At 51.1% G+C, this 25064-nt stretch carries 12 protein-coding genes and 1 pseudogene; 8 read left to right on the top strand and 5 right to left on the bottom strand.

What is annotated here, in order from left to right; all coding sequences use genetic code 11:
• Window positions 1–181 precede the first annotated feature (181 nt).
• From O3276_RS25135 to O3276_RS25125, 3 genes are all read left to right on the top strand, one after another.
• Complete coding sequence (locus O3276_RS25135; RefSeq protein ID WP_269673758.1) at window positions 182–3097, top strand: valine--tRNA ligase; 2916 nt, start codon at window positions 182–184, stop codon at window positions 3095–3097.
• A 282-nt stretch (window positions 3098–3379) separates the two neighbouring features.
• Window positions 3380–3910 (top strand): hypothetical protein, encoded by a 531-nt coding sequence (locus O3276_RS25130; protein WP_269673757.1) that lies wholly within the window; start codon window positions 3380–3382, stop codon window positions 3908–3910.
• 355 nt (window positions 3911–4265) lie between these two features.
• Entirely contained in the window at window positions 4266–4811 is a 546-nt protein-coding gene (locus O3276_RS25125) for a hypothetical protein (protein ID WP_269673756.1), read from the top strand.
• 120 nt (window positions 4812–4931) lie between these two features.
• On the opposite strand, the gene dinG is transcribed toward O3276_RS25125, so the two are convergent.
• From dinG to O3276_RS25110, 3 genes are all read right to left on the bottom strand, one after another.
• Window positions 4932–7172 (bottom strand): ATP-dependent DNA helicase DinG, encoded by a 2241-nt coding sequence (gene dinG / locus O3276_RS25120; RefSeq protein ID WP_269673755.1) that lies wholly within the window; start codon window positions 7170–7172, stop codon window positions 4932–4934.
• Between the two features lie 226 nt (window positions 7173–7398).
• Complete coding sequence (locus O3276_RS25115; RefSeq protein ID WP_269673754.1) at window positions 7399–8061, bottom strand: hypothetical protein; 663 nt, start codon at window positions 8059–8061, stop codon at window positions 7399–7401.
• A gap of 134 nt (window positions 8062–8195) precedes the next feature.
• Window positions 8196–8870 (bottom strand): hypothetical protein, encoded by a 675-nt coding sequence (locus O3276_RS25110; protein WP_269673753.1) that lies wholly within the window; start codon window positions 8868–8870, stop codon window positions 8196–8198.
• Window positions 8871–8994: 124 nt separating this feature from the next.
• Between O3276_RS25110 and O3276_RS25105 the strand changes: the two genes are divergently transcribed.
• The 3 genes from O3276_RS25105 to O3276_RS25095 all read left to right on the top strand — a co-directional run bounded on the left by O3276_RS25105 (window position 8995) and on the right by O3276_RS25095 (window position 13684).
• On the top strand, window positions 8995–9483 hold the full coding sequence (locus O3276_RS25105) for a YchJ family protein (protein ID WP_269673752.1): 489 nt from the start codon (window positions 8995–8997) through the stop codon (window positions 9481–9483).
• 354 nt (window positions 9484–9837) lie between these two features.
• On the top strand, window positions 9838–10818 hold the full coding sequence (locus O3276_RS25100) for a TAXI family TRAP transporter solute-binding subunit (RefSeq protein ID WP_269676059.1): 981 nt from the start codon (window positions 9838–9840) through the stop codon (window positions 10816–10818).
• A 259-nt stretch (window positions 10819–11077) separates the two neighbouring features.
• Window positions 11078–13684 (top strand): TRAP transporter permease, encoded by a 2607-nt coding sequence (locus O3276_RS25095; protein WP_269673751.1) that lies wholly within the window; start codon window positions 11078–11080, stop codon window positions 13682–13684.
• Between the two features lie 124 nt (window positions 13685–13808).
• On the opposite strand, the gene O3276_RS25090 is transcribed toward O3276_RS25095, so the two are convergent.
• Complete coding sequence (locus tag O3276_RS25090) at window positions 13809–14567, bottom strand: hypothetical protein (RefSeq protein WP_269673750.1); 759 nt, start codon at window positions 14565–14567, stop codon at window positions 13809–13811.
• A 428-nt stretch (window positions 14568–14995) separates the two neighbouring features.
• On the opposite strand from O3276_RS25090, the gene O3276_RS25085 reads away from it, so the two are divergent.
• Both O3276_RS25085 and O3276_RS25080 read left to right on the top strand, forming a co-directional pair.
• Complete coding sequence (locus tag O3276_RS25085) at window positions 14996–19561, top strand: hypothetical protein (protein ID WP_269673749.1); 4566 nt, start codon at window positions 14996–14998, stop codon at window positions 19559–19561.
• Window positions 19562–19709: 148 nt separating this feature from the next.
• Entirely contained in the window at window positions 19710–24725 is a 5016-nt protein-coding gene (locus O3276_RS25080; protein ID WP_269673748.1) for a hypothetical protein, read from the top strand.
• On the opposite strand, the pseudogene O3276_RS25075 reads toward O3276_RS25080, so the two are convergent.
• A pseudogene (locus tag O3276_RS25075) lies at window positions 24674–24895 on the bottom strand (IS1595-like element ISEnu2 family transposase); the annotation flags it as partial. The gene O3276_RS25080 and the pseudogene O3276_RS25075 overlap by 52 nt on opposite strands.
• Window positions 24896–25064: the final 169 nt, after the last annotated feature.

Genomic DNA, 25064 nt, shown 5'->3' with positions numbered 1-25064 from the left:
ATTGTACACACCAAACTCATTGAAATGATGCAGAAAGCTGTCCGAGAAACCGGTGGTCGGCAATGAAGGGTGCTTCCTGATTCAGCCCCACAGTGTATAATCACCGGTTTATCCAAACTCGGAGCCCCCCTGCTCTTCAGGAGTTCCGGGGACAGTTGGAACCTCTACTGGAAAAGCAGTTATGGAAAAGACGTTCAACCCCCAAGCCATCGAACGCACGTTGTATCAAAACTGGGAAGAGAAAGGCTATTTTGCGCCGGCTTCTGACCAGCGCGGTGACCGCACGCCCTACTCCATCATGATCCCCCCTCCCAATGTCACCGGCAGCCTGCACATGGGGCATGCCTTCCAGGACTCCATTATGGATGCCCTGATCCGCTATCACCGGATGAAAGGCTGCAACACACTCTGGCAGGTGGGTACCGACCATGCGGGTATCGCAACCCAGATGGTGGTTGAACGCAAGATCCTGGCAGAAGAAGGCAAAACCCGTCACGACTACGGACGTGAAGCCTTTACCGATAAAATCTGGGAGTGGAAGGAAGCGTCCGGCGGCACCATCACCCGTCAGCTTCGTCGTCTGGGGGCATCTGTTGATTGGGACACCGAGCGCTTCACCATGGACAAGGGCTTCTACGGAGCTGTCCAGGAGGTCTTTGTCCGCCTTTACGAAGACGACCTGATCTACCGGGGCAAGCGTCTGGTGAACTGGGACCCAAAACTACACACCGCTATCTCCGACCTGGAAGTGGAAAACAAAGAAGTCAAAGGCAATATGTGGCACCTGCGCTATCCACTGGCGGATGGTGAGACAACCGCAGAGGGCAAAGACTATATCGTGGTTGCCACCACCCGTCCGGAAACCATGCTGGGGGATACCGGTGTGGCGGTTAACCCGGAAGATGAGCGTTACCGGGCCCTGATCGGCAAAGCGGTTATTCTGCCCCTGGTCAACCGTCGCATCCCGATTGTCGCCGATGAACACGCCGATATGGAAAAAGGCACCGGCTGCGTAAAAATCACCCCGGCCCACGACTTTAATGACCATGAAGTTGGCAAGCGCTGCAACCTGCCAATGATCAATGTTATGACCCTGAACGGCGATATCCGCCAGCAGGGTGAAACCTACAATATTGACGGCACAGTCAATCAATCCATTGATACCACTATTCCAGACGCCTACCAGGGCATGGAGCGCTTTGCTGCCCGTAAGCAGATCGTTGCTGACCTGGATGCCCTTGGTCTGCTGGAAAAAATCGATGACCATACCCTGATGGTGCCTTACGGTGACCGTTCCGGCGTGGTGATTGAGCCGCTGCTGACTGACCAGTGGTTTGTCCGCGCTGCACCGCTGGCCAAACCGGCTATTGCAGCGGTAGAAGACGGTCGTATTCAGTTCGTGCCCAAACAGTACGAGAATATGTACTTCTCCTGGATGCGTGATATTCAGGACTGGTGTATCTCCCGTCAGCTCTGGTGGGGACACCGAATTCCTGCCTGGTATGACGATGTCGGCAACGTTTATGTTGGTCGCAATGAAGCCGAAGTCCGGGAAAAGCACAACATCCCAACCCCTGTTGTCCTGAAACAGGATGACGATGTTCTGGATACCTGGTTCTCTTCGGCACTCTGGACTTTTGGCACCCTGGGCTGGCCAGAGCAGACCGATCGCCTGAACACCTTCCACCCCACCGATGTGCTGGTCACCGGTTTTGACATTATCTTCTTCTGGGTCGCCAGAATGATCATGATGACCATGCACTTTATGAAAGATGATGACGGCAAACCACAGGTGCCGTTCAAGTACGTTTACGTGACGGGCCTGATCCGTGATGAGCATGGCGACAAAATGTCCAAGTCCAAGGGTAACGTCCTTGACCCTCTGGATATGATTGACGGTATCGACCTGGAAGCCCTGGTTGAGAAACGCTGTGGCAATATGATGCAGCCGCAGCTGGCGGAGAAGATCGAAAAACGTACCCGCTATACCTTCCCCGACGGTATTTCTGCCCACGGTACCGATGCCCTGAGATACACCCTGTACTCACTGGCCTCCACCGGCCGTGATATCAACTGGGATATGAACCGTCTGGATGGCTACCGGAATTTCTGCAACAAGATCTGGAACGCTGCCAACTACGTCAAAATGCACACTGATGAGCAAGATTGTGGTATCGGTGATGAACCCGTTGAACTGACTTTGGCTGATCGCTGGATTGTTTCCCGACTGCAACGGGTTGAAGCCCAGATCGAAAAGAACCTGTCCGAGTTCCGTCTCGATCATGCGTCACAGAACCTCTACGATTTTGTCTGGAATGAATATTGTGCGTGGTATCTGGAGCTGTCCAAGCCGGTTCTCTGGGACGATGGACAGGGAGGTTCAAGTGTCGCGGGAGACAGGACGTCGGGAGCGACGGAAATGCTGGAAAGACGCAAGCGCGGCACCCGTCGTACACTGGTTCGGGTTCTGGAGGCCATTATGCGCCTGGCCCATCCGTTTATGCCTTATATCACCGAAGCGATCTGGCAGAACATCAAGCACAGTGCTGGCGCTGCCGGTGACACCCTGATGCTGCAGAGCTACCCGGTGTCGGACCCGGCCCGTATTGATGAAACGGCTGAGCGTGATATTGAGTGGCTCAAATCGTTTATCACCGGTATCCGTAACATTCGTGCCGAATTGAATATTGGCCCCAGCAAGCCGCTGAATGTACTGCTGCGGAACACCTCAGCAGACGACGTTGCCCGCCTGAATGCTAATCAGACCTTCCTGAAGTCCCTGGCCAAACTGGCAGACATCAGGGTTCTGGCCGCCGGTGAAGAAGCCCCCATGGCAACCACTCAGCTGGTAGGCTCCATGGAAGTCCTGGTACCAATGGCTGGCCTGATCGACAAGGACAAAGAGTCTGCCCGACTCAATAAGGAGATTGAGCGGTTTGCCAAAGAAGTGGCCCGCTTTGAAGGCAAGTTAAACAACGAGAAATTCATCAGCAAGGCACCCGCCGACGTGGTTGCCAAAGAGCAGGCCAAGCTGGCTGAAGCTCAGGCCGCCAGGGCCAAGCTGGAAGAACAGCTGGAGGCGATCAGGGCTTTGTAAACCTGAGCATTGGCAATATAAAAATGGCTGCAATCACAGCAGCCATTTTTTTATGCACCGCTTTTTTTATTTTCTTTTTGTTGGTACGTCTTATTCATTTTATCAGCCTTGTTTCAACCCGATTCCTCATTGCACCCGATAGATGATAGTAATTCTAACAATCATGTTATTGAACAGCTTGTTAATATTAATACAATCAATAACAACAAGTACGAGTATGACTTGTAACAGTTTACATTTAATGAAACATCGCTGGTCAATCTGTACATATGGAGGTGAAATATGAATTCTGTTGGAGGCAGTCAGTATTTAACAGGCCAACCTGCCAGGCAACCTGAAGTCAATTCCGGAACCACTAAAGCCGACCTTTCTGGCAAAAGAGTAACTATCGCTACGCACTACTATGAAAGCCCCCAAATACCTGAAAGAGGCAACGTGTACGAGGGGCGGCCACTGCATAACCGAAAAACCAAGCGTACCCTGGCCACATTGTCAGCGATCGCGATGGGCGTTGCATCAGTGTTATTCATCGCCCCGACTATCGCTTCCGTAGCGGGTGGCATTTTGGGTGGCATTGGTACCGCGATTGGGGTGGTAGGAGGGCCTTATGGTATGTTTCTTGGTAGCGTGATCGGTTTCTCTGTTGGGGCTTTCGCAGGATATGCCGTGATGGCCTACTTTATCCCCTATTTTATAGCAAAGACTTACAACCTGGTTCTGGAGGCGACAAATGGCAATGGCTTTGAAAGGTCCAATCTTGCCGATAGAGTTGTGGCCCATTATGAGGGGTCAACTTCAACATCAAGGGCATAAACCCAATACAATCTAAACTGTTAATAAAAATCGCTGTCACCGCCGCAGCGTTTTTTTATGCTCTGTTTTTTAAATTTTCTTTTTATTAATTAAATCTGTTGCGTTCAAACTGATCCCTTATTATATTCGCTGGACGTTATCAATTCTAACCATCATGTTATTGAAAAGTAATTTATCTCAATAGCTTATTGCTTTTAGAAACTGTCCCAAAACAATATCCATATTTCTGCTGGTGCTACCCGAAAAGCTGAAACCGCTTTTGATTTGCTCGCAGTCGATGGCGACCTTTTCCCGGACTGAGTAAAATGATTTATTCTGAGACAAATTCATCAATCTACTTAAATTGAGCTGTTATATGAATCCTAACGAAACCACCGGATCTTATTTCGCCAACCGATACAATCCGTCAACTGTAATCAGTTTACCTGAAGAAACTAAAGCCAGGCATTCTGGCAAAGATGTTTCTATTGATATGTACCCTGATAAAAGGTCCCAGATATCGGAACAAAACAACAGATACGATGGGCCGTTACTGAAAACCCGAAAAACAGAGCGTGTGCTGGCCACATTGTCAGCGATTGCAGTGGGCAGTGCATCAGTGATTATCACGCAAGTTGCCGCTCACGTCGGGTGTTTCACTCTGGGTGCCGCAGGTGCGATGTTAGGAGAGATGATAGAAGGACCAGAAGGTCAGTTAACAGGAGGTCGGATAACAGAAGGTCAGTATATTGGTGTAGCGGTTGGTGGCGCTATCGGGTATTTCACAGGATTCAGCGTTGCTGCCTACCTTAGTCCCTACATGGTCGCAAAGGCTTACAATTTTGTTCTGGAGGCGTCCAATGGAACCGGCTGTGAACGGTCAGCACTTGCTGACAGGGTTGTGGCTTACTACGAACGATAAATATTGAACCTGATCGGTTAGGAAACGGGAACAAAATCCTGTCTCTATTGTAGGATAATTTATCGGTTCATCCGGCCGCTGCTGCCGACAGGTAGCAGTGGCCTCCTTCAAAATCGCCCTTTATCTCATCATAACCGCCGCAGCTGGCTCAATAATCCGGTTAAACGGCGGCAGAGAGTTCATGATCATCTGGCCATACCTGGCGGTAACCAGCCGTCGATCCATAATCGTGATGCGACCACGATCCTGCTCCGTCCGCAATAGACGACCACAAGCCTGTATCAGTCGGATCGCCGCATCCGGCACGGTAATTTCCATAAATGGATTCCGCCCCTGGGCTTCCAGCCACTCAGAGAGTGCGGCCTCCACAGGGTCGTCCGGTACTGCAAAAGGAATCTTGGCAATAATCACGTGTTCACAATAATGACCGGGTAAATCGATCCCTTCTGCCAGGCTGGCAAGACCAAACAGGATGCTGACCTTGCCATCATCAATCTGCTGGCGGTGCTTCTTCAACAACTCCTGTCGTGAATAGTCATCCTGCAGCAGGATCTTCTCCTGCCAACAGGCATCCAGACCAAAGTGCACATCCTTCATCTGTCGGCGGGAAGAGAACAGTACCAGCATCCCTTTTGGGCGATCATCACCGGACAGTAATTCTGGTAGCAGTTCGATAATCTCGGCGGTATGATCTTCCGCATTCCGTGGGTCTGAGGCCATGGCCGGTATCACCAGAGAAGCCGCCTCACCATGCAGAAATGGACTGGGCACTACCACACAGCGAGACTCAGCAGGCACTCCGGAGCGCATCCGGAACCGGCCAAAACTCCCCAGGGCAGCCAGGGTTGCCGAGGTGACAATGGCGGCATGAGCAGGATTCCAAAGCGTCTGCCATAAGGTCATGGAAGACATGATCGGACTGCTGAAAACCTCCAGCTCTTCGCCAAAAGCACCTTCGCTCCATTTCAACCAGCGTGCGCTGGGAGGCTCTCCCTCGGGATCTTTGCCGGTGTAGGTCAGCCAGAGTTGAAAATGGCTGTCCATTCGTGACTGCATGCCACCGATTTCAGGATAGAGCTGTTCCGCCTGCCAGCGATCAATACCAGGAACATCGCCGTCCATTGCATCGTCCAGGGCTTTGGCTATCTTTTCCAGCATACCGCTGCACTTGCTGAAACCGGCTTTCAACCGTTCCGCCTGTTGTCGTAATGGTTCAGGCACAATGCCCTCGGGAAAGCGGTAATAAGCGACCTGACTCTCCCCCTGGGTGGTAAATTGTGTTTTTGGTTCAAACCGGGCAATGCTGTGCAGCATCTCCCGGGTGTGCCCCAGGGCATTGACCAGGGCATCAAACTCGGGCTGAATCCGCTCCAGCAATTCACCCAGTTCTCCCGGCAGGGTCTGCTGGGTCAGAATCTTCTGCAGATGTCGTCCGGCTTTCTCCAGCCAACTGGCCGTGCCCTTGACTCTGGACTGACAGGTAAAATGATCAATGGCTTTGTCTGGCAGGTGGTGGCCTTCATCAAACACATAGATGGCATCCTTTGGCTCAGGAAGGATCGCACCGCCGCCCAGCGCCAGATCCGCCAGCACAAGGTCGTGGTTGGCAACCACAACATCGGCATGCTCAAGATCACCCCGGGCTTTATAAAATGGGCACTGCCGGAAATAACCACAGCGACGTCCGCTGCATTGGGCATGGTCAGTGGTGATGGTCCGCCACTGCTGGTCTTCCAGGGCATCAGGCCAGCTGTCCCGGTCACCTTCCCATTTGGCAGCGGCAAATGCCTCCAGCATGCTCTGGTATAGCGCCAGGGAGGACTGATCGTTTTCCAGGGTGTAATCATCGTAGGCGAACATATCCATTAACGAGGCAGTCGCTTCTTCTTCCTGAAGCAGCCGGTCCAGCTTACTCAGACAGGCATAACGCCCACGCCCCTTGGCCAGGGTGTAAGAGAACTTGAGTCCGGTTTTTAAAATAATGTCCGGCAGATCTTTATTGATGACCTGCTCCTGAAGGGTCACGGTGGCCGTGGCAATGACCAGGCGTTTTTTCGCAGCCTGAGCCATTACCACCGCAGGCAACACATACCCCACGGTTTTTCCGGTGCCCGTACCGGCTTCAATCACGGTAATGGAGGGGTCGGAAATTCTGCGGCCTTCACTGTCGGTGTTAATATCTCCAAGCGCTCGGGCAATCTCGGCAATCATCTGCTTCTGCCCCGGTCGGGCCTTTAGCTTTTTACTCTCCAGAAAAGCACTGTACGCTTTCTGGATGGCTCTCTTCTGGGGTTCGTCAAGCACAACGCCTATCGCTCTGGTGGAGTAGTTAAATAGTCTGATTGTATCCTGTTTCAGCACACTGCACAGCGTTGAATACCACAAACTCTATTCAATAAACGATACGGCAACCGGGAGCAAAACTGTTTATTCTTTCAGGTGGGGGGCTGGCCGCTCATCAGCCAATGTTCCCGGATCGATCCGGGAGTTTAAAAAAAGAGTGTAAAAAAGACACCCATTTTCCGGGACAGGAAATGTATGGGTGTCTTTTTTCTTTCGTTATTTAGAATCCTGACTATCCCGGGTTTTAAGCTGGTATAAATATTAGTCCCAATATTCCCAAAAGCATTAAACCAGAATGTTCAAAATCAAGATAGTCACTGAATTCAGTGTGTTTGATCTCATTCAATATATCCTTTATCCGCACCGGTTCCGGGTGCAGGTCCGCTTTATTATCCTGTGTGGCGGCACGATAGATGTCGACAGGTAAAGAGACCACGCTGCCAACCAGCCCAATAACAGCAAAAGCAGCCGCAGCAACCGCACCAAGTGCGACACTGGCAGGAACGGCGAGCAAAGAGCCCACATAAAATCCGATAAGAGTACCCGTTTTACCCGGAGATTCATCAGAGTCCGGAAAAAATAAACATTGAATTAATCGACCAATGGTACTGCCAATAATGTCACCGGCTATACCACAAATACCACCGACACTGATTATCGGCGCAAAAAGCCCAGCTTGTACACCTATACCCCCCAGTTTCAGAATCCGATTTTTGGCGGCATAAAATGGATAAATTAAGCGATCTTTAAGTGAGGGCTTTTCATCAAATGATCGGTTATTTTCAGTCTGTCTTGTGGCATCGAAATCAGTGGTCGTCCTTCCATCAAATTGACCGTCTGTACGGTTGGGGATGGGTCCTGTGACCGTTGAATCAAACTGCCCGGTAATGTTACCTATAGCCTGCATGAGATCCCTCCATGGATTTCAATAAGATTGATGAGAAATAAGTACTGCATCAAATCTTACAGCAGGTTAATCCCCTGATCCCATAACAACAGGGTTATAAATACTGACAGAAAAGCATAAAAAAAGGACACCCACTATTCCCAGTTAACAAACTGGCTGAGTTCAGGCATTCTGATATCATCCCATATATCCATTACCCGCACTTGCTTTGGGTTCAGGTCTGCTTTATTAGCCATTGTCATGCCATGATAGATATCAAACGGTGAAGCCAGCACGCTGCCAGCCAGACCAACAACAGCAAAAGCAGTCGTAGTAAACACACCAAGAACAACGGCGGCAGGAATGGATAGCAAAATCCCTGTATACAATCCCAGTAAAGCACCAACTTCTCCCGGTGGTATATCAGAGTTCGGAAAGAATAAACTCTTAATTAATCTACCAACGGTATTGCCAATAATTTCACCGGCTCCAACACAGATAGCACTTGCAGCGAACATCGGCGTATAAACGCCAGCCTGTGCACCTATACCCGCCATGTGCAGTATTCGATTTTTGGCGGCATAAAATGGATAGATTAAACGATCTTTAAGTGAGGGTGTTTGATCGAATGATCTGTTATTTCCAGTCTGTCTTGTGGCATTGGATTCAGTGGTCGCCCTTCCCTCAAATTGACCAACAGCACGGTTGCGGGTGGGGCCTGTGGCCGGTGATTCAAACTGTCCGGAAATTTTGCCTATAGCTGGCATAAGACACCTCCATAGATTTCGATAAGATTGATTAGAAATAATTACTGACAGAAAAACAAACAATTAAGTTCTTAACAGCCTTTACCTTTACAGCTCTTGCGGCAACAGGTCAGAGCCTGTTAACGTTTCGCTGTAAATTCAGCAAAGAAACGTCAACAGCTACATATACCGTTTTCGGGTAGTTACCATGTCCATTAACCCCTCACATTGCCCCTGTGGCTGTGGAAAAACATTCATCGAATGTTGCAAGCCTTATATTCAAGGGAAGCCAGCCCCAACAGCTGAAACATTAATGCGCTCCCGTTATACGGCTTACACACTGAGCAATATTCCCTATCTGGTTGCCACAACACACCCCGGGCAACAGGAAACCATCAAACAGCAGAAAGTCTACCAGCAATCAAACGGTACGCTGTGGCAAAGGCTCGAGATTGTCGGTACAGAGGCAGGACAAGCGGCGGATCAATCGGGCATGGTTGAATTCAAGGCCTGGTTCAGGGAGTCACTCTCAGGCCCTGAACAAGTTCACCATGAACGCTCTTCTTTTATTAAAAAAGAAGGGCACTGGTATTTTGTCTACCCCAAAATGGCACTGGCCAAAACAGAAAACGCTGGCAGAAATGATCCCTGCCCCTGCGGCAGTGGCAAGAAGTATAAAAAGTGCTGCGCACCATAAAGACGATAACTTTTCCGAGCTATCATAAGTACTTACCGAGAATCAATAGACAGAAATCAAAGAAATCGATACGTAAACATGGTAGCATCACCTACCTCATCAGGTTGCTTCGACAAACGTAATAACCTGACAGACAAATTCTCGGCTTGCCATTCATGGTTAAGCGAGTCAAACCAGTCAGGGGACAACATGGAAATGCTGTCCGGACTGAATATAACAGCCATGAACGAGAAGTACGGTTCAGAAGCTATCAGGTCTGCCCGGGGAACTGACCCGGGACCCGCCAGAGCTGATGTTCACTGCCCACCTCTTGTTGTTGCCATGGTAAAAAAACTCAAATCAAGAGGACTGACAATGACCATTTGCAAAAAACTGGGACTTGCCATTCTGGGGGCAGGCTTTGCAGCTATCTCCTCCACTGCCAGTGCAGCCCCATCCAGCCAGCAGTTTGTCACCATTGGTACCGGCGGTGTCACCGGCGTTTACTACCCAACCGGTGGCGCTATCTGCCGCCTGGTGAATAAGGGACGCAAAGAGCATGGCATCCGCTGTTCGGTAGAAAGTACCGGTGGTTCTATTTACAACCTGAACACCATCCGTGCCGGTGAGCTCGATATGGGTATCGTCCAGTCGGACTGGCAGTTCCACGCCTACCGGGGAACCAGCGCTTTTGAACAGCAAGGTGCCAACAAGGACCTGCGGGCGATTTTCTCGGTACACCCGGAAGCCTTTACCATTCTGGCCAGGGCAGATGCCGGCATCAGCACGTTTGAAGACCTGAAAGGAAAGCGCGTCAACATCGGCAATCCGGGCTCCGGTCAGCGTGGTACCATAGAACAGCTGATGAAACTGTATGGCTGGACACACGACAGCTTCTCTCTGGTTTCCGAGCTGAAAGCAGCCGAACACGCCAAGGCACTGTGTGACAACAAGATTGACGCGTTCGTCTATACCGTTGGCCACCCATCCGGATCTTTCAAGGAAGCCACCACTTCCTGTGATACCGTACTGGTCTCTGTCGCAGGCGATAAAGTCAACCAGTTGATCAAAGACAACCCATACTACCGCACTGCGACCATCCCCGGTGGCATGTATAAGGGCAACGATCAAGACGTTCAGACCTTCGGTGTAGCGGCAACCTTTGTCTCCTCCACGGCGGCCAGTGAAGCAGCTGTCTACCAGGTGACCAGGGCCGTATTTGAAGATCTGTCCACCTTCAAAAAACTGCACCAGGCGTTTGGCACCCTGAAGAAAGAAGAGATGGTGTCTGATGGCCTCAGCATCCCGCTGCATGAAGGTGCCAGGCGTTACTATCAGGAAGCAGGTCTTCTCTGAACTTTTTTCCCTGATCCGGGCAGGTGTAGCAACACCTTCCCAAATGCAGTTTGTCATCATGCAGAGTGCTGCCTGAATTCTGCATGAAGACCTATACAGCCCTCACCCAACAGGGTTCACAGGGCTGCATGGGGAAGCAGTGTCGTCTTTTTTTACCTCATGGATATTCCGCTTCCCCCCATTTTTATAAGGCCATGAGCCATTGGCTGAAGAATGCATCATTTCCAGAGCGCATAACTTCAATAACAACAGGTATATTATGGAAGCAGTAAACAGCGCCAAGCTGAATAATTCAACAGCAGGCTGCACCAGCTCTGCTGAACAAATGGTTAACCAGTCCGAACAGGGCGGCCGCCAGCCCATTGGCAAATCCAGACTGGTATTACTGGGCACAGCCCTGAGCTGGTCACTGTTTCAGCTGTGGAATGCATCACCTCTGCCATATATTTTCAATGTTGGCATATTTAACGATGGTCAGGCCCGGGCAATCCATCTCGCCTTTGCCATTTTCCTGGCATTTATTGCCTTCCCTGCCAGGAAAAAATCGTTTACCCATCAGGTGCCCGTGACTGACTGGCTATTGGCACTGACTGGCAGCTTCTGTGCCGCCTACCTTTATATTTTTCACCAGGTGCTGGCGACCCGTGCCGGGGCTCCCGTTATCCTGGATCTGGTCACGGCCGGTGCCGGTATGCTGCTTCTGCTGGAAGCAACCCGCCGGGCACTGGGGCCGCCACTGATGGTGGTTGCGGCGGTTTTTATCACCTATGCCTTTGCCGGCCCTTACATGCCGGATGTGATTGCCCACAAAGGTGCCAGTCTCAACAAGGCGCTGTCGCACTTCTGGATCACCACTGAAGGTGTCTTTGGTGTTGCCCTGGGTGTCTCCACCAGTTTTGTTTTCCTGTTTGTTCTGTTTGGTTCACTGCTGGAAAAGGCCGGTGCCGGTAATTACTTCATCCAGGTGGCATTCTCTCTGCTTGGTCATCTTAAAGGCGGGCCTGCCAAGGCTGCTGTGGTGTCATCCGGCCTGAGCGGTGTGGTGTCCGGCTCGTCCATCGCTAATGTGGTCACCACCGGAACCTTCACCATCCCCCTGATGAAGCGGGTCGGCTTTCCTGCTCACAAGGCCGGAGCCATTGAAGTTGCCGCCTCCACCAATGGACAACTGACGCCGCCTATTATGGGCGCTGCGGCGTTCCTGATGGTGGAATATGTTGGCATCTCTTATATCGATGTTATTCGCCACGCCCTGTTACCCGCCGCGATTTCCTATATTGCCCTGTTTTATATTGTCCATCTTGAAGCCCTGAAAGCGGGCATGCAGGGATTGCCAAGAAGCGTCACCCGCACAAAGACTCAGGCACTGATGTCATTCACGGGCTCGTTTGCCGGACTCTGCCTGCTGGGCGCTGGCGTCTATTACGGTGTTGGCTGGACCAGACAGTATATGGGCGAGCACGCCCTCTGGATCATCACGCTGGCATTGCTGGCCAGTTATCTGATACTTCTGAAAGTGGCTGCCAGGCAACCGGATCTCATCAACAATATTGAAGAGGATATACGCTGTACTCCGGTGCCCGGACCAACCATCAAGCGCGGTCTCTATTATTTGCTGCCCCTGGTAGTGTTACTGTGGTGTCTTACCGTTGAACGCTACTCCCCCGGCCTCTCTGCCTTCTGGGCAACCCTGGTCATGGTTTTTATTACGCTGACCCATAAAACCCTGATTGATCTGTTCCGGAAGGAGCAAACCATCACGCATGTCAAAGAGGGCTTTCTGGATCTGTTTGACGGCATGACCACCGGGGCCCGCAATATGATCGGCATCGGTGTTGCCACCGCAACCGCCGGTATCGTTGTGGGCGCGGTCACTCTGACCGGTATTGGCCTGGTGATGACCGAGTTCGTGGAATGGATTTCTGCTGGCAGTATCATTCTTATGCTGCTGTTCACCGCCATTATCTGTCTGGTGCTGGGCATGGGGCTGCCAACCACCGCTAACTATATTGTGGTGTCCACCCTGATGGCACCGGTTATCGTCACCCTGGGCGCACAGCATGGACTGATCGTGCCTCTGATTGCGGTCCATCTGTTTGTCTTCTATTTCGGTATTCTGGCGGATGATACTCCGCCTGTAGGTCTGGCTGCCTTTGCCGCTTCGGCCATCGCACAGTCGGACCCGATCAAGACCGGTATTCAGGGCTTCACCTACGATATCCGCACCGCGGTTCTGCCGTTTATGTTTATCTTTAATACCGAGTTGCTGCTGATCGGCGTTGACAGCCTGGCACAACTGGCGATTGTCGTCTTTGGTGCCATTGCGGCCATGCTGGTGTTTGCTACCGCCACCCAGGGTCACTGGTTAGTGAAAAACCGCTGGTACGAAACCCTGGGCATGATGCTGATCGCCTTTACCCTGTTCAGGCCTGACTTCTGGTGGGACAGGATTTACCCTCCCTATGAAACCCATGAAGGTCGTAACATTGTTGCCCAGGTTGAAGCACTGCCGGACCAGGCTGATGCACGCCTGTGGGTAGCAGGAGAAACCCTGGAAGGTAAATCGGTTAATCAGATGGTTATTCTCCCCGCTGGCGATCGGGCCTCTGCTGATGATCGATTCCGCCACATGGGGCTTGAAGTCCTGATTGATGGGGATGACCTGGTCATTGATATGGTTGACTTCAACAGCGAGGCCCAGCAGGCCGGTATTGATTTTGACTGGCAGATTCATCGTCTGGAAATTCCGGCAGAGCGACTGCCAAAACAACTGACCTGGATACCCGCCTTTATTCTGCTGTTGTTGATTTTCCTTGGGCAAAGACGCCGACAGGGCCAGTGCAGCCAAAGAATTGTCGTGGAATAATTTCCGCATTGCAGAAAGCCGGTTGCTTTACTCCGCTGTCATTCCCTGGCCAGGATGACAGCGGAGTGAACCGGTGGGTTTTCCCTGCCTACGATGAAGGATTTTTGGCAAGGGCAAAGAGGATTTAATTTCTGTACCCAGGTTGAAATTTCATGTCATTGAAATCAGAAAATGGTAGCAGATCTAAAAGGTTTTCCCTCACCAAGTCATTGCCTATCCAATGGTCATTCACCAGAAGTAAATTGAAGAGTTCCAAAACACTGCATTTCACTTGATCAGCATCGTTGATGATGCCTTTGCCTGAATGCCTCTTGGCGACGAAATCCAACATTTTCAGGTTGATGGGATTGTCCTTGACAGCCTGGTCATCGCTGGAACCTGACCAGCCCTGTCTCAGGCAGGGTATCCTCAGGAAGGTTAACGCGTCCTCAAATTCAGGTAAATTGCCCTGTTTGTCCATCTTTTGGAGGTGGTTCATCACCTCCCGGACCTGCTCATGAGGTATGGTGGCTCCGCATCGTAAACCATTGGCATAACTCGCCCGTTCACTACTGATTCTCACGCTCAGGTCATTCAGGGACTGGTTTTCCATTGGCTCCGCTTCGGCCGGTCTTTCGGTAAAGCCCGCCCCGGATGGATCACTGGTGCTGGCAACCTGTCGCTCTATTACCGGCGCGGTGGCAGGCGGTAGTGCTTGCCCATACCCTGAAGTCGAGGGTAAGGCCCGACATGAAGGTACTGTTGTTTGTTCTACTGTTTGTTCTACTGCGTAACCTGCCATCTGGCCCTCTTGTACCGCTGCGGGTGTGTTGTGGGGAGGAGGTCCTGAAACTGGCCCGGAAGAAGGAGCAGCATTAAGCGACGTTGATGTAGGCATTGCCATTGTTTTAAGTCTCCTGCTTGGAGTAAATAACCATATTTTGTTGAATACACCCGGAAGCAGTCCGGACAATCTGGTCGTTTAGACAAGATAAATTGAGTAAAGTTCAAACCGGCACAAGAGAAACGCCTCAGGCCTACCTTTCGCGACAACTTCTCACGAGTTAAAAAGGACAAGCTTCGTATCACTGACCGACTCGAGCATATGTTCCCTGTTTTTCGGAAACCAAACTATAGTACATCCAAGCCTTAATACCCATGCTGAAACGGTTGAGAAACTGAAGCAGCTTCTACCCTGGGCAGTGAAGGCATCTCAAGAATAAGCCGATCCGGCGGGGTTGGCTATTAGACTGGTTGAATTAGCGTTTACGTTCTATTGTTGTCATCCCCAGACGATTCTCCAACTGTAAACAGGTAATCCCCGAAGAAACCATGCAGTCACCTTCCTCCTCAGTAACCGCAGACACGGCATCCCCGTTAACATCCACTAAAGCCAGAAGGCACCGGCCAGCAAACAGCAGAAAACAAGATAGAAAGCGATCCATGTCAGGTTACCAGGTGGAACAGACGACAACGGGCACTGCAACATTTCCACCGCATCAACTGCAATCTGAATCCGGGCCCATCCCACCCATAAAGCGCAGGCGTGTTACTGACAACAGCAGGCGTATTGTGTGTTCTGCAACTTCGCTACCTGCTAATCCGGAGCCAATGGAGACCGAACCGGCCATGCCTGCTGACCCAGCTTCCAGGCTTCCGGGAGTGATCAGTTTCCTATCAAGAAATCTACCAACCCTCAGCGACAACAGCCTATTAACTGGCAATGAACATACCTCAGCGATGGTGCAGGTCATGCCTGAACCAATGAAGGATGTACCCCTCACTACAGAAATTAACAGTGAAACATCAATTTCAGAATTTTCTGTAAGCCAGCAAAATGAACTGCGAACACATTTAAATAATCAAGACATTCAAGCAATATTAACGAATGCCGGGACTCTTCTGAAAAACCTCAAAGACAGGAAAATCCAGTTAGCGCGAGACAGGGGAAAGCCGCCCGCACATTCCCTCTTTTCCAAGTTAAAAAACTTCAGCATTGTTAAAGATTCTCAGACTTTCAAAGGCTATTTTGCCAAGGCCAACACGTTCTTTTTAGCTGTCAATCCTCAGCAGATTACCAATACCAGCTGCCTTACCAGCATGCTCATATCGAAGACTCAGATAAAAAAGTTTGCAGAAGAAAGCGAGGAAAACATTCAGGCGGTTGCTGCTAACCCATGCTTGAAACAGATTGCCTCCATGTGTAATGGCAAAGGCTTGCCCGACAAAGCGAAGGTGGAAGCGCTCAAAGCGTGGGAGTGCTGGAAGGTGAACGGTGAATTCTGCCTGGAACTGCTGCGGGCCTTTTCCTCCATGATGAGCAGTAGGGGCTTGCCCGACAAAGCGAAGGTGGAAGCGTTCATGGCGTGGGAGTGCTGGAAGGTGAACGGCGAATTCAGCCTGGAACTGCTGCGGGCCTTTTCCTCCATGTGTAATGGCAAAGGCATGCCCGACAAAGCGAAGGTGGAAGCGCTCAAAGCGTGGGAGTGCTGGAAGGTGAACGGTGAATTCTGCCTGGAACTGCTGCGGGCCTTTTCCTCCATGATGAGCAGTAGGGGCTTGCCCGACAAAGCGAAGGTGGAAGCGTTCATGGCGTGGGAGTGCTGGAAGGTGAACGGCGAATTCAGCCTGGAACTGCTGCGGGCCTTTTCCTCCATGTGTAATGGCAAAGGCATGCCCGACAAAGCGAAGGTGGAAGCGCTCAAAGCGTGGGAGTGCTGGAAGGTGAACGGCAAATTCAGCCTGGAACTGCTGCGGGCCTTTTCCTCCATGTGTCATGGCAAAGGCTTGCCCGACAAAGCGAAGGTGGAAGCGCTCAAAGCGTGGGAGTGCTGGAAGGTGAACGGCAAATTCAGCCTGGAACTGCTGCGGGCCTTTTCCTCCATGTGTAATGGCAAAGGCATGCCCGACAAAGCGAAGGTGGAAGCGCTCAAAGCGTGGGAGTGCTGGAAGGTGAACGGCCAATTCAGCCTGGAACTGCTGCGGGCCTTTTCCTCCATGTGTAATGGCAAAGGCTTGCCCGAGAAAGCGAAGGTGGAAGCGCTCAAAGCGTGGGAGTGCTGGAAGGTGAACGGCGAATTCAGTCTGGAACTGCTGCGGGCCTTTTCCTCCATGTGTCATGGCAAAGGCTTGCCCGACAAAGCGAAGGTGGAAGCGCTCAAAGCGTGGGAGTGCTGGAAGGTGAACGGCGAATTCAGCCTGGAACTGCTGCGGGCCTTTTCCTCCATGTGTCATGGCAAAGGCTTGCCCGACAAAGCGAAGGTGGAAGCGCTCAAAGCGTGGGAGTGCTGGAAGGTGAACGGCGAATTCAGCCTGGAACTGCTGCGGGCCTTTTCCTCCATGATGAGCAGTAGGGGCTTGCCCGACAAAGCGATGGTGGAAGCGCTCAAAGCGTGGGAGTGCTGGAAGGTGAACGGCGAATTCAGCCTGGAACTGCTGCATGCCTTTTCCTCCATGTGTCATGGCAAAGGCATGCCTGACAAAGTGAAGGTGGAAGCGCTCAAAGCGTGGGAGTGTTGGAAGGTGAACGGCGAATTCAGCCTGGAACTGCTGCGGGCCTTTTCCTCCATGTGTAATGGCAAAGGCATGCCCGACAAAGCGAAGGTGGAAGCGCTCAAAGCGTGGGAGTGCTGGAAGGTGAACGGCGAATTCAGCCTGGAACTGCTGCGGGCCTTTTCCTCCATGATGAGCAGTAGGGGCTTGCCCGACAAAGCGAAGGTGGAAGCGCTCAAAGCGTGGGAGTGCTGGAAGGTGAACGGCGGGTTCAGCCTGGAACTGCTGCGGGCCTTTTCCTCCATGTGTCATGGCAAAGGCTTGCCTGACAAAGCGAAGGTGGAAGCGTTCGTGGCGTGGGAGTGCTGGAAGGTGAACGGCGAATTCAGCCTGGAACTGCTGCGGGCCTTTTCCTCCATGATGAGCAGTAGGGGCTTGCCCGACAAAGCGAAGGTGGAAGCGTTCGTTCAATGGCTACCCTCGGATGAAAATAAGAATATTCTGAAACTTTCTTGCCGAATATTTACAAGTTTTGGTTTGCCCTCAGGAGAAAAACTGACTGAAAATGAGAAAACACTTCGCCAATGTCTTAATCAGCATGGTTGTACCACTGAACATGGCGACGACAATAGTGATGAAGATCTTTTAGAGTCGAGTCAAATGAAAGCACTGGCTCTGTTCTTCTCTGGGCCCGCAAAATGGCACATGAAAATCGCCGAATTCCAACAATATCTGGCTGCCCACAAGAGTCCTCGACATGACAGAGTGGCTGTTCGTGCTGCGCTGAAATCATTGCTACCGATATTGGCTATCCATGGCGGAACTGGTATCCAGTTCTGGATGGAAAAATATCGTGAAAATCCACGCTGCAAAGGAGTACTCACTCAGGCATTAGCCATTCCTGCACCACTGGCTTTAACAAAATTTGCACTAACGCAACTCCCTGAATCTGAGAGGCAGGAATACCTTGAACTGTGCAGAAACCTGAAGCCAGCCCCGACTCAGGAACAGTGGTATGCATTAAAACCACTTTGCCAACAGCTTGGCCAGCAATTTGACTTCACGCAATCCAAACGCACGATGCTGGAGATTCTCTGGCAACAAACAGAAGATAACCGCTCAAAATACGCGGATAAGATGGATGAGCTATTCAAAACCTTGCCCACCATCTCACAGTGGCGCGGGTTACATCGGGTGCTTGGACCACACAAAATGCAGCAATTCATGGATGCCTGTCTTGACTATCAGGCTACACCTGAAACCGCTCCTGATGTCACGGTTCAGCAACGGTTGCTGGAAGGAATGCTGCTCACCAACCACGCTCTACCTGAACAAGGGAAAATACCGGATCTCTGCTTTTCAAACCGAGTGGCAACAGATGATAAAAGAGGGGTGATGGTCGGTGGTGATCCCGCCATGTCGGGCCAGGAACGCCTGTGGCGCTTTATCACGGCCATGTTAATTGAGCTTGAACAAACAGAATATCAATTCAAGAATCAAAGACTAACCGTTTTGCCAGACGATGGCGATCCGGTGGTACTCCAAAATCCAGAGTTTACCCCGAGAGATACCGGCTTTGTTATAAAGAACTGGACATTGCAACAGTTAACCGCCTTTTTCAAGGCAACCGAGTTCACAGAACAATGGTATAAAAAGCCTCAGGACAAGCGCGATCCCTATGCGATCAGGCTTGAGGCAAAATTAGCCCAAATGAAAGCGAGAACCAAAGAGCCCAAGAAAGCCGAGCCGAAAAAAATACCACACCTGGTGGCACCCTCTCTGATTATCAGCCTAATCAATTGCAATAAACCATTAAAGCCTGCGGTCTGGTCATCTCTTGAGCACTATGCCAGCAGCGGCCAGCTAAACGCCCGTTTATGCACGGCACTCAGCCCGGTTATCAAAGATGATCAAGACGGCATGGTTCCAGACCTCGTTAAGAAAGCGGTGGTTGCAAAGTTGGAACAGATTGAGGCAGCAAAAACGCCAGTAGTAACATCAAGCCCTCAGCAAGGACTTCCAGCAAGGGCAAGCATACCGACTCAAGGGAACCAGGTTGCCAACCGTCGCATGCAAGGGCCGCTATCTAACTTTGACGGGGCAATGGAAGCTCTGGGTCGTTTTCGCGAATTGGGAAATGCAGAACTTGAACTGCTGGAACCCCACCGAAGCCGAATGACTTATGTTGAATTAAGCACTGCTATCTGCAAAATGAGCTACGCAGTGGATTCAGAAACACGGAAAGAATGGCATGAAGCCAGCGAGAAAAGGAGAAGAGACCCACTTGGGCTTGATGAAATAGTGGCATGGGATTTGGATTCATTGGCGACATTGGATTCATTGGCGACAGAGTCAGAACTGGTCAACAACGATGACTGGATGGAAGAGTTCCTGCAAGGGCTGTGATATGCATTCACACGTTGCCGGTGAAAAACACCTTCTATAACCCGTATTCCAGAGGATGACACCCGTTCTTTAAAGTTGAACGGTCCTCGCAAGCTTCTCATGTACAAACACATCTCACAGCCGGAGTGCCTGACAAAACAGGTCAGCCTTGTTTGATACCGGCTGCCTGGAACTTTACCGGGCTGACCAAGTCAGTTCTATTATTGTCATCCCCAGACGATTCTCCAACTGGAAACAGGTAATCTCCGAAGAAACCATGCAGTCACCTTCCTACTCAGTAACCGCAGACACGGCATCCCCGTTAACATCCACTAAAGCCAGAAGGCACCGGCCAGCAAACAGCCGAAAACAAAAAAGAACGCGATCCATGTCAGGTTACCAGGTGAAACAGACGACAACGGGCACTGGAACATTTCCACCGCATCAACTGCAATCTGAATCCGGGCCCATTCCACCCATAAAGCGCAGGCGTGTTACTGACAACAGCAGGCGTATTATGTGTTCTGCAACTTCGCTACCTGCTAATCCGGAGCCAATGGAGACCGAACCGGCCATGCCTGCTGACGCAGCTTCCAGGCTTCCGGGAGTGATCAGTTTCCTATCAAGAAATCTACCAACAGTCAGCGACAACAGGCTATTAACGGGCAATGAACATACCTCAGCGATGGTGCAGGTCATGCCTGAACCAATGAAGGATGTACCGCTCACTACAGAAATTAACAGTGGAACATCAATTTCAGAATTTTCTGTAAGCCAGCAAAATGAACTGCGCACACATTTAAATAATCAAGAAATTCAAGCAATATTAACGAATGCCGGGACTCTTCTGAAAAACCTCAAAGACAGGAAAATCCAGTTAGCGCGAGACAGGGGAAAGCCGCCCGCACATTTCCTCTTTTCCAAGTTAAAAAACTTCAGCATTGTTAAAGATTCTCAGACTTTCAAAGGCTATTTTGCCAAGGCCAACACGTTCTTTTTAGCTGTCAATCCCCAGCAGATTACCAATACCAGCTGCCTTACCAGCATGCTCAAGACGAAGACTCAGATAAAAAAGTTTGCAGAAGAAAGCGAGGAAAACATTCAGGCGGTTGCTGCTAACCCATGCTTGAAACAGATTGCCTCCCTGTGTCATTGCAAAGGCTTGCCCGACAAAGCGAAGGTGGAAGCGTTCGTGGCGTGGGAGTGCTGGAAGGTGAACGGCGAATTCAGCCTGGAACTGCTGCGGGCCTTTTCCTCCATGTGTAATGGCAAAGGCTTGCCCGACAAAGCGAAGGTGGTAGCGTTCGTGGCGTGGGAGTGCTGGAAGGTGAACGGCGAATTCAGCCTGGAACTGCTGCGGGCCTTTTCCTCCATGTGTCATGGCAAAGGCTTGCCCGACAAAGCGAAGGTGGAAGCGTTCGTGGCGTGGGAGTGCTGGAAGGTGAACGGCGAATTCAGCCTGGAACTGCTGCGGGCCTTTTCCTCCATGATGAGCAGTAGGGGCTTGCCCGACAAAGCGAAGGTGGAAGCGCTCAAAGCGTGGGAGTGCTGGAAGGTGAACGGCGAATTCAGCCTGGAACTGCTGCGGGCCTTTTCCTCCATGTGTCATGGCAAAGGCTTGCCCGACAAAGCCAAGGTGGAAGCGCTCAAAGCGTGGGAGTGCTGGAAGGTGAACGGCGAATTCAGACTGGAACTGCTGCGGGCCTTTTCCTCCATGATGAGCAGTAGGGGCTTGCCCGACAAAGCGAAGGTGGAAGCGCTCAAAGCGTGGGAGTGCTGGAAGGTGAACGGCGAATTCAGCCTGGAACTGCTGCGGGCCTTTTCCTCCATGATGAGCAGTAGGGGCTTGCCCGACAAAGCGAAGGTGGAAGCGCTCAAAGCGTGGGAGTGCTGGAAGGTGAACGGCGAATTCAGACTGGAACTGCTGCGGGCCTTTTCCTCCATGATGAGCAGTAGGGGCTTGCCCGACAAAGCGAAGGTGGAAGCGCTCAAAGCGTGGGAGTGCTGGAAGGTGAACGGCGAATTCAGCCTGGAACTGCTGCGGGCCTTTTCCTCCATGTGTCATGGCAAAGGCTTGCCCGACAAAGCGAAGGTGGAAGCGCTCAAAGCGTGGGAGTGCTGGAAGGTGAACGGCGAATTCAGACTGGAGCTGCTGCGGGCCTTTTCCTCCATGATGAGCAGTAGGGGCTTGCCGGACAAAGCGAAGGTGGAAGCGCTCAAAGCGTGGGAGTGCTGGAAGGTGAACGGCGAATTCAGACTGGAACTGCTGCGGGCCTTTTCCTCCATGATGAGCAGTAGGGGCTTGCCCGACAAAGCGAAAGTGGAAGCGTTCGTGGCGTGGGAGTGCTGGAAGGTGAACGGCGAATTCAGCCTGGAACTGCTGCGGGCCTTTTCCTCCATGTGTCATGGCAAAGGCTTGCCCGGCAAAGTGAAGGTGGAAGCGCTCAAAGCGTGGGAGTGCTGGAAGGTGAACGGTGAATTCAGCCTGGAACTGCTGCGAGCCTTTTCCTCCATGTGTAATGGCAACGGCTTGCCCGACAAAGCGAAGGTGGAAGCGTTCGTGGCGTGGGAGTGCTGGAAGGTGAACGGCGAATTCAGCCTGGAACTGCTGCGGGCCTTCTCCTCCATGTGTAATGGCAAAGGCTTGCCCGACAAAGCGAAGGTGGAAGCGCTCAAAGCGTGGGAGTGCTGGAAGGTGAACGGCGAATTCAGCCTGGAACTGCTGCGGGCCTTTTCCTCCATGTGTAATGGCAAAGGCTTGCCCGACAAAGCGAAGGTGGAAGCGTTCATGGCGTGGGAGTGCTGGAAGGTGAACGGCGAATTCAGCCTGGAACTGCTGCGGGCCTTTTCCTCCATGTGTCATGGCAAAGGCTTGCTCGACAAAGCGAAGGTGGAAGCGCTCAAAGCGTGGGAGTGCTGGAAGGTGAACGGCGAATTCAGCCTGGAACTGCTGCGGGCCTTTTCCTCCATGTGTAATGGCAAAGGCTTGCCCGACAAAGCGAAGGTAGAAGCGTTCGTGGCGTGGGAGTGCTGGAAGGTGAACGGCGAATTCAGCCTGGAACTGCTGCGGGCCTTTTCCTCCATGTGTCATGGCAAAGGCTTGCCCGACCAAGCGAAGGTGGAAGCGCTCAAAGCGTGGGAGTGCTGGAAGGTGAACGGCGAATTCAGCCTGGAACTGCTGCGGGCCTTTTCCTCCATGTGTCATGGCAAAGGCTTGCCCGACAAAGCAAAGGTGGAGGCGTTCGTTCAATGGCTACCCTCGGATGATAATAAGAATATTCTGAAACTTTCTTGCCGAATATTTGCCAGTTTTGGTTTGCCCTCAAGAGAAAAACTGACTGAAAATGAGAAAACACTTCGCCAATGTCTTAATCAGCATGGTTGTACCACTGAATATGGAGACGACAATAGTGATGAAGATCTTTTAGAATCGAGTCAAATGAAAGCACTGGCTCTGTTCTTCTCCGGGCCCGCAAAATGGCGCATGAAAATTGCCGAATTCCAACAATATCTGGCTGCCCACAAAAGTCCTCGACATGACAGAGTGGCTGTTCGTGCTGCGCTGAAATCATTGCTACCGATATTGGCTATCCATGGAGGAACTGGTATCCAGTTCTGGATGGAAAAATATCGTGAAAATCCACGCGGCAAAGGAGTACTCACTAAAACATTATCCATTCCTGCACCACTGGCTTTAACAAAATTTGCACTAACGCAACTCCCTGAATCTGAGAGGCAGGAATACCTTGAACTGTGCAGAAACCTGAAGCCAGCCCCAACTCAGGAACAGTGGTATGCATTAAAACCACTTTGCCAACAGCTTGGCCAGCGATTTGACTTCACGCAATCTAAACGCACGATGCTGGAGATTCTCTGGCAACAATCAGAAGATAACCGCTCAAAATACGCGGATAAGATGGATGAGCTATTCAAAACCTTGCCCACCGTCTCACAGTGGCGCGGGTTACATCGGGTGCTTGGACAACACAAAATGCAGCAGTTCATGGATGCCTGTCTTGACTATCAGGCTACCCCTGAAACCGCTCCTGATGTCACGATTCAGCAACGGTTGCTGGCAGGAATGCTGCTCACAAACCACTCTCTACCTGAACCAGAGAAAATACCGGATCTCTGCTTTTCAAACCGAGTGGCAACAGATGACAAAAGAGGGGTGATGGTCGGTGGTGATCCCGCCATGTCGGGCCAGCAACGCCTGTGGCGCTTTATCACGGCCATGTTAATTGAGCTTGAACAAACAGAATATCAATTCAAGAATCAAAGACTAACCGTTTTGCCAGCCGATGGCGATCCGCTTGTACTCCAAAATCCAGAGTTTACCCCGAGAAATACCGGCTTTGTTATAAAGAACTGGACATTGCAACAGTTAACCGCCTTTTTCAAGGCAACCGAGTTCACAGAACAATGGTATAAAAAGCCTCAGGACAAGCGCGATCCCTATGCGATCAGGCTTGAGGCAAAATTAGCCCAAATGCAAGCGAGAACCAAAGAGCCCAAGAAAGCCAAGCCTGAAAAAATACCACACCTGGTGGCACCCTCTCTGATTATCAGTCTAATCAATTGCAATAAACCATTAAAGCCTGCGGTCTGGTCATCTCTTGAACACTATGCCAGCAGCGGCCAGCTAAACGCCCGTTTATGCACGGCACTCAGCCCGGTTATCAAAGATGATAAAGACGGCATGGTTCCAGACCTCGTTAAGAAAGCGGTGGTTGCAAAGTTGGAACAGATTGAGGCAGCAAAAACGCCAGTAGTAACATCAATCCCTCAGCAAGGACTTCCAGCAAGGGCAAGCATACCAAATCATGGGAACCAGGATTCCAACCGTCGCATTCAAGGGCCGCTATCTGACTTTGACGCGGCAATGGAGGCTCTGGATCGTTTTCGCGAATTGGGAAATGCAGAACTTGAACTGCTGGAACCCCACCGAAGCCGAATGACTTCTGTTGAATTAAGCACTGCTATCTGCAAAATGAGCTACGCAGTGGATTCAGAAACACGGAAAGAATGGCATGAAGCCAGCGAGAAAAGGAGAAGAGACCCACTTGGGCTTGATGAAATAGTGGAATGGGATTTTGATTCGTTGGCGACATTGGATTCATTGGCGACAGAGTCAGAACTGGTCAACAACGATGACTGGATGGAAGAGTTCCTACAAGGGCTGTGATATGCAAGGCTTGCATCGGTGTATACGACTGCTTCAATATTTATTCGACCGTTCAAATGACGACAAAGCTCGTCTGCACTCTGATTCTCCAGAATGCCATCAACCGTCTGATTATCGCGGTCTCTGGCTACCATGACCGGTATTTGTCGACACTCTGTCTTCTTCTCATTACATTTGTGGCTCTTTTCGGGTTACAGACTGCTCTGCAATGAAAATTGGCCAAAGGCCTTGATATACAATGCCTTCAGGAAACTGCTGGCTAAATATTGCCAAGCCATGCCACAGGAGGATTGCAGCCTGATTTATGAAATCAGCAGTCTGCAATACGAAAAGAGCCTT

The organism is Endozoicomonas sp. GU-1 (genome assembly GCF_027366395.1).
Lineage (GTDB): Bacteria > Pseudomonadota > Gammaproteobacteria > Pseudomonadales > Endozoicomonadaceae > Endozoicomonas.
The sequence above is the reverse complement of the archived record's forward strand: the minus strand, read 5'-3'. Positions and strand labels throughout refer to the sequence as shown.

Excerpts from the sequence above, each read along its gene's own strand:
- O3276_RS25135 (WP_269673758.1), top strand. The coding sequence starts at position 182 with ATGGAAAAGACGTTCAACCCCCAAGCCATCGAACGCACGTTGTATCAA.
- O3276_RS25130 (WP_269673757.1), top strand. The coding sequence starts at position 3,380 with ATGAATTCTGTTGGAGGCAGTCAGTATTTAACAGGCCAACCTGCCAGG.
- O3276_RS25125 (WP_269673756.1), top strand. The coding sequence starts at position 4,266 with ATGAATCCTAACGAAACCACCGGATCTTATTTCGCCAACCGATACAAT.
- O3276_RS25115 (WP_269673754.1), bottom strand. The coding sequence starts at position 8,061 with ATGCAGGCTATAGGTAACATTACCGGGCAGTTTGATTCAACGGTCACA.
- O3276_RS25105 (WP_269673752.1), top strand. The coding sequence starts at position 8,995 with ATGTCCATTAACCCCTCACATTGCCCCTGTGGCTGTGGAAAAACATTC.
- O3276_RS25100 (WP_269676059.1), top strand. The coding sequence starts at position 9,838 with ATGACCATTTGCAAAAAACTGGGACTTGCCATTCTGGGGGCAGGCTTT.
- O3276_RS25095 (WP_269673751.1), top strand. The coding sequence starts at position 11,078 with ATGGAAGCAGTAAACAGCGCCAAGCTGAATAATTCAACAGCAGGCTGC.
- O3276_RS25090 (WP_269673750.1), bottom strand. The coding sequence starts at position 14,567 with ATGGCAATGCCTACATCAACGTCGCTTAATGCTGCTCCTTCTTCCGGG.
- O3276_RS25085 (WP_269673749.1), top strand. The coding sequence starts at position 14,996 with ATGCAGTCACCTTCCTCCTCAGTAACCGCAGACACGGCATCCCCGTTA.